The following is a 17333-nucleotide window of genomic DNA, read 5'->3' on the forward strand; positions in this document are numbered from 1 at the left end:
TCCTCCATTATCTGACCATATTGATCAGGGTATCTAGCATGCTGGTTAAGGTTGTCATGACGCGGGCGTTGGCCTGATAACCCGTTTGGAATTTTACCAGGGCGCTGATTTCCTCATCTATGGAGACGCCCATGACGGACTCTCTTCTCTGATGAAGCTGGTTGAGCAAAGAGGTTTCATTATCCGCCATGGTGCGGCTGTAAGCCGCGTCAACACCCAGTCCTGCAATGGTTGCTCGATAACGCGCATCCGCAGTGTCGCCGGTGGTCGTTTTAAATGTCATGGTCGTCTTGTCATAGTCAGATGCATTAAGAGAGACATCCCTGAGCGCCGCTATGGCCAGAGCTCTGGAGCCGTCGCCCACGGGTGCGTCCGCGGCTGAACTTTTGCCTGCAGCTATCAATTCCGGTTTATCTTTAAGGCTGGAGTTGACTTGGATGTTGGCTGCTGTAATTGTTCCCGCACCGCCGCTGATGAAGAAATCCAGTCCGGTGTTGTCGGGGTTGTGAACCTGATTGATCAAGCCTGCCATGCCCGAGGCCAGCGCGTCCATTTTTTGTGTGTAATCCTCTACTTCAGTCAGCATGGACTGCAGTCCGTTGATGCTGCCCTCACCGGTTTTAACAACGGTGAAACCAGTAGGATTTTCAGTTGTTTGGGCTGTTGGAACAATGACGCTGCCTGCTTTCCAAGTATTCAGATCGAAACCGGCACTTAATGGCGCATCCAGGAATTCAATGGTATTGACATCACCCTTCACGGCGACCGCGACTTTCATCTGAGTCGTTCCACTCTCATCTTCGTACGTTTCAACAGACTGTACTGTGCTAAAGGTCGGTGTCGGTGTGTTGTTGCCCATGACAGCTTGCCCGCCTACGGTGAGCTGAATGCCGCCATCGGCTAAATCTGTTTTTGAAAAGGACACAAACGCTGAAAGCTGATCCAAGAGCAAGTCCCTTTGATCCATCAGATCATTGGGCACCATTTCCCGCGTCACTGCGGCTTTAATCTGCTCGTCCACCGCGGTCAGCTGCTCCAGTTTTGTGTTGATTTCGAAAGTGTTTTGACTCACCTGGAACAAAGTCTCGGATTTCAGATCCTGAAGTTGTGACGCCGTGTGGCCGAATCGATCCGCCATGGTGGTGGACTGCTCGACGACAATGGTCCTGGCTGTAATGCTTTCCGGGGTTTTGCTGAGCTCTTGCCAGGCATTCCACATTTCCTGCATGGCGTCGCTGATGCCGGTTTCCGAAGGTTCGTTGAATATGATTTCCAGGCGGTCGTAGACGCCGTTTTGAGACTCATAGGTGTTCAATCTCCCCGTTTCAAGGCGAACTTGGCGGTCCGTGAAAACGTCGCGAATCCGCGTAACGCCCTCGATCTTGACACCGGTGCTGATTTCACCAATCCCGTTGAGGTGCTGCGGTGTATTGGTCACCAGATCGACGCGTTTTCTGGAGTACCCTTCGGTCTGAGCGTTGGAGATATTGTTTGATGTGGTATTGACTGCGGACTGCATAGCCTGAAGCCCGCTGTTTGCTATATTCATAGTACCAAAGATTCCGGACATCCCATGACCTCATTTCACTAAATGGACTGGTCGAGCCAGCCTGAGCTTATTGCCTGCGATTTGTGCACTTCACCGCTTTTGGCATACATACTGCCGGTTGGGTTTGCGCTTTGAGGCGCCAAGGCTTCCTTTAAGGCGCCAAGGTAAACCAGCGTCTGTCTCGCCAGCAAAGCATTGGTCTCCTGCAGCTGCTTAATGGCTTCAACTTTGTGACGTATCAGACTTTTAAACTCGCCGCTCATTTCCTCCGGCAGTTCTGTCGGTTTTAGCAGCTGATTCATTTTCCTGGTCAAATCTGTCTTGTATTTTGCCATGGCCTCAAGGGCTTCGCCGTGCTGCGTCATTATTAAGCGCTGCTCTTCTTCCAAAAGCAGTTTTATTTCATCCAGGCACTCAAGCAGGTTAGTTTCAGCGGTCATCATTTATTCGACTTCCTCTCGTGGATGAGGCGTTCTGTCAGGGACGCCGCGATTTTGTCCACAGAAGGTTTATAGGTCCCCTGCTTAAGCTGAGCCTTGATTTCAAGGGCTCGCTGCGAGATTTCACTTTCCTCAGTACCGTCTTTGATCATTGCAGTCAAGGCCTTGGCTGCGCCGGATAATTCAACCTGATCGCTTTTGGATCCGTTGCCGGACGCTTTGACTTCCTGAGTTTTGGTCTCCTGTTTCTGATAGGATTTGAGTGCAGACAAATGCAGATTGGATGATTGTATTTTCACGAAGAACCCTCCTCGGAGTGTGCACGTTCGTTTAATTGATAGTCTTCTATACTGGTCATATCGACTATAGTCTAAGATAGTTAAGAGATAAATTCAAATTTTATTGGAAGACGGTGTCTGACACCGTCTTCCAAAATCAAGATGAAACTCGGGGTTGATAGGCACCAGCCGCTGACACCCAGTTTACACAAAAAGAATGGAAGCGGGGGTTGAAAGGCGCTAGCCTTTGACACCCGCTTCCATCCTTGCACTTTTCTTTTGTCTTAGGCCGCCTTTCGGCCCTTACCCTGATCCCGCTTCTTAAACAATCCTTTGATCGTACCTGCAATTCGTTCAGCGGCTGTCTTGAATCCTTCAAAAGTAATTTTCTTTTTCTTGCGCGTTTGCTTGTCAGAGTCCTCCGGTGTCTCAACCGGGGTCTCAAACATGGCCTCATCAGTCTTGAGTCTGAACTGGTTCACCGAAAACTTGAGCATCTGTGCCTGACTGGACAGTTCCTCACTGGAGGCCGCTGCCTCCTCGGAGGTCGCCGAGTTCGTCTGAGTGACTTGGGAGACTTGGGAAATGGCCCGGTTGACCTGCTCAATGCCTGAAGCCTGCTCATTGGAGGCCTCAGCAATATCTCCTACCAGTTTTGCCGCCTTTGAGACTTCCTTCTCAATATTCTGGAGGGCTTTTGCCGTGTCCTGAGCCAGCTGGCTGCCTGCACCCACTTTTCGGATCGAGCCTTCAATCATTTCTGCGGTTTCTTTCGCTGCGTTTGCGCTCCGAGCCGCCAAGCTGCGGACCTCGTCCGCGACGACAGCAAAACCTTTGCCGTGCTGACCTGCCCGGGCCGCTTCCACAGCGGCATTCAGTGCCAGAATGTTGGTTTGGAAGGCAATGTCATCAATGACTTTGATCACCTTTGAAATTCTCTTGGACGACTCGTTGATGTCTTCCATGGAGACCAGCATGTCACTCATACGCTGATTGCCCAGAAGGGCATCTTTCATGGCTTGATTGGTGATGCTGCTGGCACTCACCGCATTATTGGCATTATGTGTGGTCTGAGCTGAGAGCTGCTCCAGTGAGGCTGTAATTTGCTCCACGGCACTGGCTTGTTCTGTTGCCCCTTGAGAAAGCAGCTGGCTTGAATCCGCCATTTGATGGGCACCCGCAGACACTTGCTCAGCAGCCATATTAATATCGCTCAGAACGCGGTTTACCTTGTCTGCCATATGAGAAAACGCACTGGCGAGCTGACCTATTTCATCTTTGGTGGTGGACTGGATGTGGACGTTGAGGTCGCCATCGGCAATCTTCTCTGAAGCCTGAAGCAAAGTTTGGAGCGGCTGTTTAATAGCTCTGCTGATGATCAGGCCCAGGAAAATCGACACCGCCACGCCCGCCAGAGTAAAGAGCAGCATCCAAAGCACCGACTTAGCTACACCTGCGGAAACCGCCTTTTGATTAACTTCGACCATGGCATCTATCAATTCAATGGCCTTATCAAAATTGACATTGTTGACTTCCAGTGCCTGTTTCAACATTTCTTCCTGCACGGAGAACGCGGTGCCCACGGAGCGTTCCATTCTCACCAAAACATCAAGTGTGATCTTCATATTTGGAATCGCGACGTCATTATATATTTTCCAAGCTTCAGCCTCCCAACCGGGGCCGCGCTCCAGCATCAATTGATTAATATGCGCCCCCGCCTCATGGACCTTCGAGTGGGGCTCATCAATGCTGATCATTAACTGGCGCAGCTGAGGACTGCGAGTCTCATAGTGGTCCAGCCATCCACCAAGCGCACAGAGATTGGGATCCAGCTGCCCCACAAAGGTCTGCCCTTTGGTGAGACTGTCAGACAGCGACCAGATCCAGCTGTAGTGGTCCTTTTGACGCAGCGCGATCTCGTATTGGATCTTGGCGGGATCATCGACGCCAATATTGTCGAGTTCTATGGACTTGGCAATAAACTTGTCATGGCCAGTCCACCAAGCGTTGATAAATGGCTCTGCTTCAGTCCAAAGCTTTCTGACCTCACCGGACATGGGGAGCTTGACAAAACGCGCCCATTCCCTGGAGAGAGTTTCAGTATGCCCCTGAATATCTTTATAGATTGCCTGCCGCTGCTCAAAATCCAGTTTTGGCGACATCAAGAGATTATCAAGTCCTGAGATCATAGCCATTTCAACATTAATTTGAAGCAGCGACTCAACACTCGGCATTTTGTTCCTGCTGATATCGTTTATGCCTAAAAATCCGGCGAAGCCCACCAAACCCGCAATCAGTGCCACTGCTACAAATCCCGCAATCAGTTTGGTTCCAATTTTCAACTTTCTCAAAAAAGCCACAGGCACACCTCCGTTTCATTTCCAACTCAATTTCTGTTTCAGCTTCCATTTCAACCTCTTTGACTGCCATTCCAACACAAATATTGCTTTCAGCGCCCGCCGCGTACAGCATTGCGCTTCAAGCCTGCCTTCAAACGACAATTCGCTGATACTGAATCGTCATGGAATCCGCCGCGATGTCCATGATCACCGTCCGGCTGACCGTACCCCTGATTTCATCGCAGTTAAACTTCAATCCATGTGCTCTGAGGATCTCCTGAACCTTGACAATATTTCTTTCCCCAATTTTGAACGTATCGCGTCCGTGAACCGAAAGGGCGCCGCCAATCATATGGATGTTCATGGTCTCCGGCCTGCAGCCGTATCGCTGTCTCAGGATTTTTATAAGCATGGGCAGCCCCGTCGTCGCGTAATAGCCCGGTTTTGGAAGCACCACCAAGTCTTCGGGGTGCTCCGGCAGGGCAATATGAATCATTGCCGCTACTTTGGGCGCTTCGCTGAAAAAGGTCACCGCCACGCAGGATGCCAGCGCGTGCGTAATCAGCCGGTCGCCGGGCTGGTCAATGATATCAAACTCGCCTATGCCAATAATTTTGTCCAAAGCCCTTCACCCTTTCGTCGACGTCTTGAACTGATCTCCATCCACCACCGAAACGCCATTATCTTAACAGCCTGCACACCGCTGAAGGCATTTGCGACAGCGGCAGCTGCCGCTCGACGGCCCCTACTTCAAACGCCGCTTTGGGCATCCCATAGACCACGCTGGAGGCTTCGTCCTGGCCGATGGTTCTGGCACCCCTCCGCCTCATGCCAAGGAGCCCCTTTGCGCCATCATACCCCATCCCCGTGAGGATGATCCCCAGTGCCTGATCCCCACAGCTTTTCGCCACGGAATCAAATAGGACATCCACGGAAGGACAATGACCGTTGACCTTATCTCCTTGATAAACTTCTACTTTGAAGCGATCCCCAAACCGCTTGACGATCATATGGTGGTCCCCCGGCGCAATAATTACTTTCCCCGGCTCCACCAGATCGCCAGACCTGCCCTCCGCCACTTTGAAGGGCGTTTGAGCATCCAGCCTTTCCGCAAAGAGTTTGGAAAAATTGGGCGGGATGTGCTGGACTATAACAATACCAGGCATTTGGGTTGGCAGCATCTTCAGCAACTGGTAGATCGACTCGGTCCCGCCTGTGGAAGCGCCTATGGCGACCAGTTGCATTTGACTCGAAAAGGCCTCCGCTGAAGCGGCCATCCCCGCAGTTGCAGAGTGCGGCTTCATTTCCAAGGTCGCTTTGACAATATTGGCACCGGAAACCGTCTTGACCTTTTGGATGAGCGCCTGCAAAAAAACGTCCATCCCCTGTCCCGCAGTCAGACTGGGCTTAGTCAGAAAATCCACCGCCCCGGCACTCATGGCGTCAAAAACAGCACGTCCCACCGAGCTGACCACAATGATGGGCACCGGATGCTGAGGCAGCAGCTGCCTGATGAACTCTATGCCATCCATTTTTGGCATTTCAACATCACACGTGATCACGTCCGGCTGGAAAGCCTCAATTTTATCAATCGCATCAAAGGGATTTTCCGCCCGTGCAACGACTTGAAGCTCCGGATCCGCGGAAAGACCCCTGGTCAAGACTTCCCTGAATACCGCGCTGTCATCAATCACCAGGACTTTAATTTTTCTATTCATGATGTCTTCTCCCGCTCTATGGCAATTTGCGGTAAACTGCCGGCTTTATATATTTGAACCTCGTCGCATCCCGGTTCAAGGATTCCGAATGTCCTATAAACAGATAACCACCGTCTTCTAGAAGATCATAAAGTTTCTCCACGAGGCGGTCTTTGGTCTTCTGATCAAAGTAAATCATAACGTTGCGGCAGAAAATCACGTGCATTTTCTGCCGGAATGGAAACACCTCTTCCATGAGATTAAATCTTCGAAAGATGACTTCACTCTTGAGCAGCTCGTTTGCCACCGAGGATTGAGCGTCCACTCTGTTAAAATATTTGAGTGCCCAGGACGTTGGCAGCGGCGCGATCCGTTCCTGACTGTACAGCCCCGCCTTCGCAATATCCAGCGCCGCTTGCGAGATGTCCGTCGCCAGCACCTTGGTATCCCAAGGCGGCTGCTCTCCGCCAAAATAGTCTCTCAGAATCATGGCCAGGGTATAAGGCTCTTCCCCGGTCGAGCTGGCCGCGCACCAGACGCGAAGATCTCTGCTCTTCACTGTTACTCTGAAAAAAGGAAGCACCGATTCCCTGAAGTAATCGAAATGATCCGCTTCACGCATAAAAAACGTATGATTAGTCGATATTTTATCTATAAGTACCGCCACAGCCTTGCCGGTTGTATCCTTCATCAGATAGTCATAATACTCGGAAAAAGACTGCAGACCGAGATCACTCAGCAATTTATGAAGACGTCCCGTCAGCAGCGTGTGCTTTTCCTTCTTAAGCTGGATGCCATAATTTTGGTGTATGAAACCCGCCAATTTGTTGAACTCTTGCTCCGTAATGTTTATCACAAGTGATCACCCTTACTTGCAAAAAGAGGAGGAGAGTTTACTCCCCCTCCGCTTGCCTACTTAGATCAAAAAGCATTTATTAGCCGATGGTCTGCGTCCCATATTTTCTCGACAGCCCCATCTCTTCGCCGCCAGTCACAATTAAGAATATTTTCCAAATTCCTTTTCGCTTAATACAATTTTCTTAGCGGTCGGAACCTCTGACGCCTGATGCTCTCTGGACTGAATCGCCTGTCTGTTCTGCACCTTCATAGATTCAATCATTTTGATCATCTCCGGGCTCATTACTTCTTTTTCTGAAACTGGTCTGACATGAGCACGATTTCTGAGTTTGAATTTCGAGACTTGCTCTTTCAGCATCTCTGCCTGGCTGGAAAGCTCTTCGCTGGCAGCAGCCGTCTCCTCAGAGGTTGCCGATGTCGTCTGAACCACACTGGCGATTTGGGAAACACCCTGATTGACTTGCTCCACACCCGTCGCCTGCTCATTGGAAGCAACTGCAATGTTGCCTACGAGATCTGAAACTTTTTCAATGCTTTCAACAATCTGAGCCAGAGCGGAAGCAGTTTCATTGGCAATTTTTGTGCCGCCGGCTACCTTATGGATGGAGCCTTCGATCAGTGTCGTCGTTTCTTTCGCTGCATTGGCAGAGCGCGCCGCCAGGTTTCTCACCTCTTCAGCGACAACTGCAAAGCCTTTGCCGTGCTGACCCGCTCTTGCCGCTTCCACGGCCGCGTTCAGGGCAAGGATGTTGGTTTGGAAAGCAATTTCATCAATGACTTTGATAATCTTGGAAATATTATTGGAAGCTTCATTGATTTCGTCCATGGACTTCAGCATGGACTTCATCTGATCGTTGCCTTGGATGGCGCTGACTTTTGTCAGATCAGCGAGTTCATTCGCCTGATTCGCGTTTTGCGCGTTGAGTCTCGTTTGAGCCGCAATTTCTTCGATGGACGCCGTCAGCTGCTCAATGGAGCTGGCTTGCTCAGTAGCGCCTTGAGACAGGGACATGCTGGATTCAGAGACCTGTCTGGAACCGGAAGCCACCTGTTCTGAGGCCTCCTGAATATTGGACATGATTTCGTTCAGGTTGTCGGAGACCTCGTTGAAGGAAGAAGCCAGCTGTCCAATACTGTCTTTGGTGTAGACAGTCAAAGAGAAGTCGAGGTCACCGTCTGCCAGTTTCTTTGCGGTTTTTGCCATAGTATTGATGGATCTCTGGATGGTGACAAAGATATACGCGCCAACCGCAGCCGCGGCAAGAACACCCGAGGCAAGGATGATGATCATGGTCACTGTCGTCGCTTTCGCAGAAGCAGAATTAGCCGCTGCAGTTTCATTGGCAATATCGACTTTCATAGTTGTCAGTTTTTGGACGTTCGCTTCGAGTTCTTTTCTGATGTTGTCGCCTTCGCCGCGGTTCAGGCTTAGAGCTTCACTGGTATTTCCGGCTTTTGCCAAGGCAATAATGCGTTTGGTAACTTCATCATAATTCGTTTTTTCTTTACGGATCTCATCAACTATTTTATGTCCTTCCTCCGTCATCAGCGTTTCTTCCACCAAGGCTAAGTTGGTATTAAATTCCTGATTACGTTGATCAATTATAAGCTCATACTGGGAAATTTCTGCTGCCGAACTCGAGAGCAAAATGTCTTTAACGTTGCCCCTCATGCGCTGGAACGCGTCGACAAACTCCACCAGCTGACCCAGTGGTACAGTTGCTTTAATGTGCATTTCTGAATTTTGACCATTTATTTTGTATATATTGAAAATACCCACACCGCCAATAGCTACAGCAACAAGAACTATCAATAGATAACCGACTATCAGTCTGGTTCCGAGCTTCCGTCTGGAAAACCAACTCATAAAAAACATCCTCCATTTATCCTATAGTTGAGATTAATTCTGATTCGTGATGACTGAGCAGCGCGTCGCAGTCCAACAGCATCTTGACCTCGCCGCCGACTTTGCCAATACTCTTGATGTAGCGATTCGACGTGCCTGAGCTGAGCATTGGCTGATCGACAATGTCTTCATCGGCAATATTAGTGACCTCTGAGACTCTGTCCACAATCAAGCCCACTGAATTCTCGCCAATTTCGACGACAATGATGCAGGTGCGCTCGTCATAGTCCACAAATTCTTTTCTGAACCGCAGTCTCATATCCATGACGGGAATGATCCGGCCGCGCAGATTCATAATGCCCTTGATGTAGACCGGCAGCTCCGGAACCACAGTGATAGGCAGCATTCCAATGATCTCAATAACGTACTCAATGCCTATGCCATAGGATTCGCTTCCTAGATTAAAGGTCAGATACTTTCCCTTTTGGGTATCTTCCTCAAGTTCCATTTCAGTGATTGCTTTTGCCATGTGAGCGACCCTCCTGTTTTACTATCTGACTCTTAGACCGGCTAATCCGCTGACGTCGAGAATCAGGCTGATGCTGCCGTCGCCCAGCAGTGTACAGCCCGCCAGCCCCAAGATTTTCTTCATGGATTTGATATAGTGCGGCAGCGCCTTGACGACGACCTGCTGCTGACCCAGTAATTCATCTGCGAACAGACATATTTCCTTGTCCTCATCCTCGACCATGATTAAGATCCCATCGGCAAGCACAGTCTCTGTCTTCTGAATGTTGAAATGCTGATGCATGCGCAGGATGGGGTAACTCTTACCCCTGACCATGACCATTTCGTTGAGGTCTGGGTCCTTGTGGCAATCCTTCGCAGCGGGCTTAAAGGATTCCTTGATGCTTGTAATAGGAATGGTGAACCGCGAGCTGCCCACCCGGATGTTCATGCCTTCTATGATGGCAAGGGTCAGCGGAATTTTCAGGGTCATGGTCGTGCCTTGACCGTAGGCGCTTTCGATATGAACCGCGCCGCCAACCTCTTCCAGGTTTTTGGCGACCACATCCATACCCACACCACGGCCCGAGAACTCCGTGACCTGCTCCTTCGTTGAGAAACCAGGGAGCAAAATGAGGTTGTAAATTTCGCGGTCTGACATTTCGTGCTCAGGCTTGATTAAGAGCCCGTTAGCTCGTGCTTTTGCCAGTATTTTTTCCTTGCTGAGGCCGCGGCCGTCATCCCTGAGGATGATCAGGACATCACTGCCGGCGTTCTTTGCCTCCAGACTGATGCGTCCGATCTTATCCTTGCCCTTTTCCAGGCGCTCCGCCTCGTCTTCTATGCCATGATCTATGGCATTTCTGATCAGGTGCATCAATGGGTCAGAGATCCGCTCAATGATATTTTTATCCACTTCGGTCTCTTCTCCGGCCATGTCCAGGACGACTTGCTTATTCAGTTTTTTGGACATGTCCCGGACAATGCGGTGCATTTTGATAAACGTCGTGGACAGCGGCACCATGCGTATGGACATAACCATGTCCTGCAGATCCGTCGTGATTTTATGAAGCTGCCTTGAAGCCTTTTGAAACTGATCCGACTCCAGTGCCAGAACCTCCGGATTCTGAGTCACCATAGCCTCTGCTATGACGAGCTCGCCCACGAGGTTCATCAGACCGTCGAGTTTTTCAACATTGACACTGATCATGGACTGGCCGCCCGGGACCTGATCTTTGACAGCAGGTTGTAACTGGGTGTCTGACACCGAGTTTCCCGGCACCGCGTTTTCCCGCGCCTCCGATTCCGTCACAGCCGTGACCCAGTGAATATCATCCTGGTGCATGCAGTGGGGCTCAAACTCCGGCTGATCCGCATGTCCCAAAATCAATTGCTCCAGAAAAACCGTTTTCTCAATGCGCGCCTGCAGCTCTTCCATGGTGGCTGTCGTTCTAATGAACAGCTCAAAGCCCTGATTTCGGATCGTCTCTGCTGTGCCATCCTCTTCCAGGATATTCTGAGGACAGTAAAACATCTCCTCCGCAAGCTCGGTCAAATCATGGACGACCCCATAAGCCCTGAGATGCTCCATTTCACAGCCATCCTGGAAATAGAGTTTGGCTTTATAGGACTGGACAGATTTTTTCTTCTTTGAGTCTTTTCGGGGCTTCAGAGGTGGTTTCGGAGCGCCTTCGCCACCGCTCTCAAGGACAGTGGCCGATGGTTGAACCTCCAGCCCCTCACGCTCACAAACCGAGTCCTTCACTGACACGATTTCTGGCTTACGTGCTTTATCTTCGTCAGTGTTCACGGTTGTCAGTATCTCGTCCAGATAAGACTTGAGGCGCAACACGAGGTCTTCTGGATTACCATCGGGCGCATCGTGATTCTTTATTTTATTGACTTCGACCTTCATGAAATCCACCCCGTCCAGAACCAGGTCTGACAGGATTGAATAATCCATAATACGAGGCTTTTTTTCTCTCAAAAAGAAAAAGATGTCCTCCATGGTATGGGCTATAGTCGTAATATTGTGGAACATCATCATAGCTGAAGAGCCCTTGATCGTATGCATGAACCTAAAGATTTCGTTCACTGCCTCTTCCCCAAAGGTTCCCTCCCGCTCACTTTTCATGATGATCTGCTCCATTTGATCCAGTGACTGTGAGGCTTCAAAAATATAAATTTCGAGCATAGATTCATTTTCGTAAGTAACGGGCAACAAGTTCACCTCATTTTTCGGTGTTTGGAACTGATCTTACTTCCGCTTAAGCATCAGCCCTTGATTTACAGGCCTAGCACCTTGTTCAGAGTCTGAAGGACGTGATCCTCTTTGAAAGGTTTGACAATAAACGACTTTGCGCCATTGATGATGGAGTCCTTCACCATGCTTTCCTGCCCCATGGCGGACACCATGACAACGTTGGCATTACTGTCGAGTTTCCTGATTTGCTTCAGTGCATCCAGACCCGTCATTTCCGGCATGGTTATATCCATGGTCACCAGATCCGGCTGAAGCTCCAAATATTTTTTAACGCCGACGAGACCATTCTCCGCCTCGCCTACCACCTCAAAATTATTTTTTTGAAGGATATTTTTGATGGCCATTCTCATGAAGGCAGCGTCATCTACGATCAGTACTCTTTTCATGTCTTCGGTTTCTCCTTTCCAAAATACCTTTACTGCACTGCTAATTCACTTCTTCAGCCGCCACATTTATGGAGAATATCCCTAGTCCTTCCATTTCAAGAGGTACGACAATAGTTGAAATCTTGTTGGACAACTCAATCTTTTCTCCCGTCAACAAGGAAGGCGGTGTGATGTCAATGTTGACAGATTGATTCGCAAACAACGTGCTTGTATTGCCCATGATCATGTTGCCCATCTCAGAAACCGCACTCCTGCTGATCTCGTCAAATTCTTCCACCGGCATGCCGCCCATCATGACAGAGGCAATGTTCTTGGCCGTGTCCACAGACAGCTCAAACCAAACCTGTCCTTTAATTTTGCCAATAACGCCAATCATGATAATGACCTGATTGACCGCATAAGGTGAATTTCTAAGGTGCACTTTTCCCAGTTTCGCTTCCACCCCGCACACCATACTCATGACGGACTGGGCGGCTTCAATAAACGTATTGATATATTCGGCTTTCATTGCTGACCTCCCCATAATGACGCTTCTTTAAAAAAACTGGTCTCATCATCCTCCCTGGTGTTTTTGCAGGACGCATAGTTCAGGCCATTAGATAGGGATGAAGCATATAAAAGGCCTCCTGAATTTCAGGCGGCCAAAGAACGCTGTCTTCATGACCTTCAAGTGGCAGCCCAACCATCATCGCAAGTAAACTTGCCTTAGACTTGTGGCTTTGCGTCTCCACCTTTCGGTGGGTTTGCCTTTTTCATTTTTCAGGTATTTCATAATCTTGCTTTTCACAATTCACGACTTACATCTGATGCATTCTCTATAGGTATCGTCTAACTTAATGAAGTGTTAATACTTTAAATGAAAAAAAATGGGTGAAATCCGGAGAATCGACGCCAATCGTCGACACCCGCTTTCACCCAGCGGTTGAATTGAAAAAGACAGGGACCTCGTCGAGCCCTGCCTTTAGTCAATGTCGTTTCAGTTAACTGATTTCAACTATTTCAACCCTTCTACGCGCTGTTCCCTGCTTAAAATCTGAGTGATCCGGATGCCAAAGTTCTCACCTATAACCACGACCTCGCCATGTGCGACCAGTTTTCCATTAACATGGATCTCAAGGGGCTCATCCGCAAGCTTATTCAGCTCAACCACCGAGCCGGTCCCAAGCGACAGGATATCTTTGATGGTCCGTTTCGTCTTGCCCAGCACAACACTGAGTTCCAGCGGCACATCCATAATCAGGTCCAGGTTTTTCTGATGGCTTGATTTACTGGTGTCCTTAATTGGTGCAAACATAGGTTTCTGAACCTCCACTTCCGGCAGTAGCGCTGCGGGAGGCGCCTTCGGAACAGGCTTTGTCTCCGGCTCAGGCGCCGCTGTATGGTCCTTACTGGTTTGAGCAGTCACTACGCTCGAACCAGGTACAACGCCACGGTCAGCAGTCTCATAGTCCGTCTCCATAGCTTCAGGATTGTATTTTTTATGGAGTCCCGCCACAATATCCTCAGCGTGTTCACCCGCGTAAATATGCCATAATTCGCCTGTCACAAGATCGCCTATACTTATGTTCGACTCAAGACAACACACCGGCCGATCCGTGAAATGCTTCGAAAGCTGCTTCCGTGCATCGCCTTCCCAAAGCGCAGTCTCGGCCGTAAAGGGCTCCACTTCGAGGTCCGTCATCTCCGAAAGCGCTTGATATAAATAGCCTGCGACGAAATTAATGCCTTCAGACAACGCCTTCTTTTCGTCGACAGACAGAACCATTTTCGTCTCAGGTACCGGTACGCCTGAGATCAAACCGGCAATCACAGCGCCAACACCGGGTTCGACGGCAAGCAGTGTGTCGCCAATCATATCCCCTCTAATTTTAACTGCTGCGACGGCCATAGGCTCAGAAAAACGTGCCACGGCCTTCTCAGAGGAGAGCGCCGCCACCCTGGGTGCTGAAATGGTGACCTTTTGCTTTAGATACTTTGTTAGAGCGTCAGAGGCAGCGGACATTGTCACATTGCCAACTTCAGAAAGGATATCCAGATCTTCAGATGACATGTTGGGCTCGTCTGCCCCATTCAAATCGCCATTTTTTCGCAGGAGTGAATCCAGTTCAGCTTGAGAAATAAAATTGTCCATCATCATTCAACGTCCTCTTCCACATAGTCTAAAATCTGTACGCCCAGTTTGCCATCCAGATCTCCAGGCTGAACCAAATAATGGAGTCGATCCTCCACGAACATTTTCAGCGGTGCATTGGTTTTAGCACCCAGAAGCACAACGTCTCCCGTATCAAGATGAATAAAATCATCCACTGTAATCATAGTTCTGCCAAGTTCCACGGTCATGTCCACCCCCGCTGTCATAAGACGGTCGGAGATTTGAGCTTTGAACAAAGTATTGTCAATGCCTTTATCAACCTCAAACCAGCTGCGTATGCTGAGTTTGTCCGTAATCTGTTCAAATGAGGTGTATGGGATGCACAAATTGATCTGGCTCTTGACAGAGAACATCTCCACGCTGAAGCTGACGAGTACTACGGGTTCATTCGGCGTGATGGACTGTACCATTTGGGGATTGGTCTCGAGGGATTCCAGTTCTGTTTCAATCTCAACAATATCATCCCAAGCTGTTTGAAAGGGTCTGAGCAGGTTAAGCACCAGATCCTCCAGAATACCCAGCTCAATATCCGTAAATTTGTCTTTCCTCGTTATACTTTTGCCCTTCGTGGTCGCCCCGCCGCAAACGCGTTCGATCACTTGCGTGGCAAACTGCGGGTTGATTTCGAGAATCTGCGTCCCGTTGAGAGGTCTTGAGCGATAAACGCCAATCAACGTGGGATTAGGGATAGAATTTATAAATTCCTCATAACTGATTTGTTCGATCATCTCCACTGTCATCAGAACCGTGGTGTTGACCAGCGAGCTCAGCTGGTTCGACGCGAGCTTCGCGAAGTTCTCGAAAACCATATAGAGTGTATTGATATATTCTTTCGAAAGTTTGATAGGACGTCGAAAGTCATAGGCCTTGACTTTACTCCGCTCATCATCCTCGCCAGCCATGCTGGCATCAATTTCGCCTGTTTTCAGCGCATCCAGCAGCGCATCGATTTCCTCCTGCGACAATATCTCTTTCAATCTATCCCCTCAAATCCTTGAAAATCTAACTTCATATAGAGCAAAAAACTCGCGGGACCTTATTCTACATAGACTTCTGTCGCGCTGACCTGTACCGGGTAACTTTCTCTGATGGCCGGCAAAATCACCACTTTGACTTTGGTCCCTGGCGTCAACGCTTCAAACGACAGAGAATTGCCTTGTCGGTCCAGTATTTTGGCGCCTGGCATAAAATCCACCCAAGCTATGTCGAAAAGATCATAATCTATGGTTTCAATCAAGAGTCGGTTCCCTTCAACGGATTCAATAATGCCGTCAAACTCAAGGGTCATGTCAGATTCCAGAACAGTAAGCAACGCCTCTCTCACGAGCTGCTGCTGGGCTTCTTCAGAAATCTCCGCCGTCAGGTCATCTTTCTGAGGACCATAGCTTCCAAACTGGGCATGGTTTCCGCCCGTTACCATAACCACTTTCGCTTGCGCTGGCAACAGTGCCTGCCACTTTGAAATTTCATTGCTGTTGACCAGACCGTCTCTGGTGGCGAAGAAGGCGAGCACCTCGCCACTAAAATCATTTAATGGTTTGCTGTCTTGAGGATAAGCCGCCATCAAAATCAGCACAGAAATCAGATCCGGATGTTCATAGACAAAATCTGCCGCCATGGCGCCTCCGAGAGAATGCCCCCCAAGCCACCACGTAGTGATTTCGGGATGCGCGTTGATAATATCAAGCGCGGCATCCGGGTTAAAGACCGCCAGATTGAACGGCATGTCGGGCAGAAACAGGCTGATGCCATGATCCAGCAGGGGCAGAATTAAAGGTCCGTAAGCCTCCGCCTGTACCTTGCCGCCCTGGTAGAAGATCAGGCCAACACCGGTTGGAGAGGCGGGCTGCCAGTAGGAGTAACCATCGGCAGACTGCTTTTGATTGTCGTAAACCGCGTTGATCCCCAGAGCTTCGGGTGTTGGCCTAGAGCTACCAGAAAGGTACAGGCCAGCCGCAGCCACCGCGACCACGAGAAGCGCCGCCAGGACCAATAGTAAACGTCTTCCGGTTCGAGCACGTCCCATAGGATCCTTCCTTTCAGATTACATCATTCGGATGGCAAAATGCGGGCAGGCTGAGATGCAGTAACCGCACTGGATGCATTTTTCGGGATCAATCCACGCCTTGCCGTCCTCTTCGAAGGAAATTGCGTCGCTGTGGCAGGCGTCAATGCAGGTGCCGCAGGCCTTACACACAAGTCCGAAGACAAAGATTTTTTTCTCCTGGAGTTCCAGCGGTACGTCTTTGTAGGCGGGATCATTTTTGAAAAATTTGAGATTGTAATTGACCTCGTCCATCCGGATCATGCCCAGAGCGACCGGATAGTCTCCAAGACTGCGGGCGTAGGCCATGCTTTTTTCATAGTCTTTGGACAGGGTGCCGCCGCCGAGGACTTTCATCAGGTACACGCCTTTTCCGTGGCTGTTGCAAAGCGCGATTGCCGCTTCCATTTCCGGAAGCGTGCCGTTGTGAATGCCGCGGCCTGCAGCGTTGATCAGGGCGAAGACCACGTCAATGTCGTCTCTTAGTGCCGCTTCGGCGACCACCTTAGGATTATGGGTGGAGATGCCGGCCGCGCGGATCACACCCTTTTTCTTATAGTCTTTCAGGCACTCCAGAGCACCGCTTCTGAGCTCAAAGACGTCCGTCTCAACCTTTGCGGCATGAATATGAAAGATGTCGATTTTGTCGACGCCCATGGCTTCCAGGGCTTCGAGGATAGCCGTTTCCATAGCTTCATAAGTGGCAGCCGCTGATTTTGAAGCGATCACCGGCAGGGTGTCCACTTTTTCCAGGGCTCGTTTAATGTGAGGATAGGTGCCGTACATCTGGGCTGTATCAATGAAGTCCACCCCTTGTCTGAGAGCTTCCGCAATGATCTCGGACGCCTCTTCCACGGGTACGTTTTTCTGCAGTGGTCCAATAGGCAGAATACCGAGGCACAGCTCACCGACTTCGATGCCGCTGTCGCCTAGGGCCATCCGTTTGATCTGCATAGGTTAAACGCCTCCTCAAC

General features: G+C 49.8%; 16 protein-coding genes and 1 riboswitch. All 16 genes read right to left on the reverse strand.

The window, feature by feature from the left end:
* Positions 1–7: 7 nt before the first annotated feature.
* On the reverse strand, positions 8–1570 hold the full coding sequence (flgK, locus tag AC4PHM_RS07695) for a flagellar hook-associated protein FlgK (protein WP_492020301.1): 1563 nt from the start codon (positions 1568–1570) through the stop codon (positions 8–10).
* 17 nt (positions 1571–1587) lie between these two features.
* The gene (locus AC4PHM_RS07700; protein WP_291405933.1) at positions 1588–1992 is read right to left on the reverse strand and encodes a hypothetical protein; all 405 of its coding nucleotides are present in this window, start codon (positions 1990–1992) and stop codon (positions 1588–1590) included.
* Positions 1989–2288: a flagellar biosynthesis anti-sigma factor FlgM gene (locus AC4PHM_RS07705; RefSeq protein ID WP_492020302.1), complete on the reverse strand. Its 300-nt coding sequence runs from the start codon at positions 2286–2288 to the stop codon at positions 1989–1991. The genes AC4PHM_RS07700 and AC4PHM_RS07705 overlap by 4 nt, the downstream gene beginning before the upstream one ends.
* Positions 2289–2551: 263 nt before the next feature.
* On the reverse strand, positions 2552–4627 hold the full coding sequence (locus tag AC4PHM_RS07710; RefSeq protein WP_291405935.1) for a methyl-accepting chemotaxis protein: 2076 nt from the start codon (positions 4625–4627) through the stop codon (positions 2552–2554).
* A gap of 130 nt (positions 4628–4757) precedes the next feature.
* A complete protein-coding gene (locus AC4PHM_RS07715; protein WP_291405936.1) occupies positions 4758–5228 on the reverse strand; it encodes a chemotaxis protein CheD in 471 nt (156 codons plus the stop codon).
* A 58-nt stretch (positions 5229–5286) separates the two neighbouring features.
* Entirely contained in the window at positions 5287–6324 is a 1038-nt protein-coding gene (locus tag AC4PHM_RS07720; RefSeq protein WP_492020303.1) for a protein-glutamate methylesterase/protein-glutamine glutaminase, read from the reverse strand.
* Between the two features lie 16 nt (positions 6325–6340).
* Positions 6341–7159, reverse strand: coding sequence for a CheR family methyltransferase (locus AC4PHM_RS07725; RefSeq protein WP_492020304.1), 819 nt, complete (start codon positions 7157–7159; stop codon positions 6341–6343).
* A gap of 141 nt (positions 7160–7300) precedes the next feature.
* The gene (locus AC4PHM_RS07730; RefSeq protein WP_492020305.1) at positions 7301–9028 is read right to left on the reverse strand and encodes a methyl-accepting chemotaxis protein; all 1728 of its coding nucleotides are present in this window, start codon (positions 9026–9028) and stop codon (positions 7301–7303) included.
* Between the two features lie 16 nt (positions 9029–9044).
* Complete coding sequence (locus AC4PHM_RS07735) at positions 9045–9536, reverse strand: chemotaxis protein CheW (protein ID WP_492020306.1); 492 nt, start codon at positions 9534–9536, stop codon at positions 9045–9047.
* A 21-nt stretch (positions 9537–9557) separates the two neighbouring features.
* Complete coding sequence (locus AC4PHM_RS07740; RefSeq protein ID WP_492020307.1) at positions 9558–11738, reverse strand: chemotaxis protein CheW; 2181 nt, start codon at positions 11736–11738, stop codon at positions 9558–9560.
* Between the two features lie 62 nt (positions 11739–11800).
* Complete coding sequence (locus tag AC4PHM_RS07745; protein WP_291405946.1) at positions 11801–12163, reverse strand: response regulator; 363 nt, start codon at positions 12161–12163, stop codon at positions 11801–11803.
* Between the two features lie 40 nt (positions 12164–12203).
* The gene (locus tag AC4PHM_RS07750) at positions 12204–12671 is read right to left on the reverse strand and encodes a chemotaxis protein CheX (RefSeq protein WP_291405948.1); all 468 of its coding nucleotides are present in this window, start codon (positions 12669–12671) and stop codon (positions 12204–12206) included.
* A 161-nt stretch (positions 12672–12832) separates the two neighbouring features.
* A riboswitch (cyclic di-GMP riboswitch) is annotated at positions 12833–12921 on the reverse strand.
* 236 nt (positions 12922–13157) lie between these two features.
* The gene (gene fliY / locus AC4PHM_RS07755; protein ID WP_492020308.1) at positions 13158–14300 is read right to left on the reverse strand and encodes a flagellar motor switch phosphatase FliY; all 1143 of its coding nucleotides are present in this window, start codon (positions 14298–14300) and stop codon (positions 13158–13160) included.
* Positions 14297–15292 carry a flagellar motor switch protein FliM gene (gene fliM / locus AC4PHM_RS07760; protein ID WP_291405952.1) on the reverse strand — a complete coding sequence of 332 codons (996 nt, stop codon included), beginning with the start codon at positions 15290–15292 and terminating at the stop codon, positions 14297–14299. The genes fliY and fliM overlap by 4 nt, the downstream gene beginning before the upstream one ends.
* Before the next feature lie 59 nt (positions 15293–15351).
* Positions 15352–16341, reverse strand: a complete 990-nt coding sequence (locus tag AC4PHM_RS07765; RefSeq protein WP_492020309.1) for an alpha/beta hydrolase — start codon at positions 16339–16341, stop codon at positions 15352–15354.
* Between the two features lie 18 nt (positions 16342–16359).
* Complete coding sequence (locus AC4PHM_RS07770; RefSeq protein WP_492020311.1) at positions 16360–17313, reverse strand: aldo/keto reductase; 954 nt, start codon at positions 17311–17313, stop codon at positions 16360–16362.
* Between the last annotated feature and the right edge of the window lie 20 nt (positions 17314–17333).

Source organism: Acidaminobacter sp. QWL-03 (genome assembly GCF_058683855.1).

Excerpts from the sequence above, each read along its gene's own strand:
- AC4PHM_RS07770 (WP_492020311.1), bottom strand. The coding sequence starts at position 17,313 with ATGCAGATCAAACGGATGGCCCTAGGCGACAGCGGCATCGAAGTCGGT.
- AC4PHM_RS07735 (WP_492020306.1), bottom strand. The coding sequence starts at position 9,536 with ATGGCAAAAGCAATCACTGAAATGGAACTTGAGGAAGATACCCAAAAG.
- AC4PHM_RS07765 (WP_492020309.1), bottom strand. The coding sequence starts at position 16,341 with ATGGGACGTGCTCGAACCGGAAGACGTTTACTATTGGTCCTGGCGGCG.
- fliY (WP_492020308.1), bottom strand. The coding sequence starts at position 14,300 with ATGATGATGGACAATTTTATTTCTCAAGCTGAACTGGATTCACTCCTG.
- AC4PHM_RS07730 (WP_492020305.1), bottom strand. The coding sequence starts at position 9,028 with ATGAGTTGGTTTTCCAGACGGAAGCTCGGAACCAGACTGATAGTCGGT.
- flgK (WP_492020301.1), bottom strand. The coding sequence starts at position 1,570 with ATGTCCGGAATCTTTGGTACTATGAATATAGCAAACAGCGGGCTTCAG.
- AC4PHM_RS07700 (WP_291405933.1), bottom strand. The coding sequence starts at position 1,992 with ATGATGACCGCTGAAACTAACCTGCTTGAGTGCCTGGATGAAATAAAA.
- AC4PHM_RS07720 (WP_492020303.1), bottom strand. The coding sequence starts at position 6,324 with ATGAATAGAAAAATTAAAGTCCTGGTGATTGATGACAGCGCGGTATTC.
- AC4PHM_RS07750 (WP_291405948.1), bottom strand. The coding sequence starts at position 12,671 with ATGAAAGCCGAATATATCAATACGTTTATTGAAGCCGCCCAGTCCGTC.
- AC4PHM_RS07745 (WP_291405946.1), bottom strand. The coding sequence starts at position 12,163 with ATGAAAAGAGTACTGATCGTAGATGACGCTGCCTTCATGAGAATGGCC.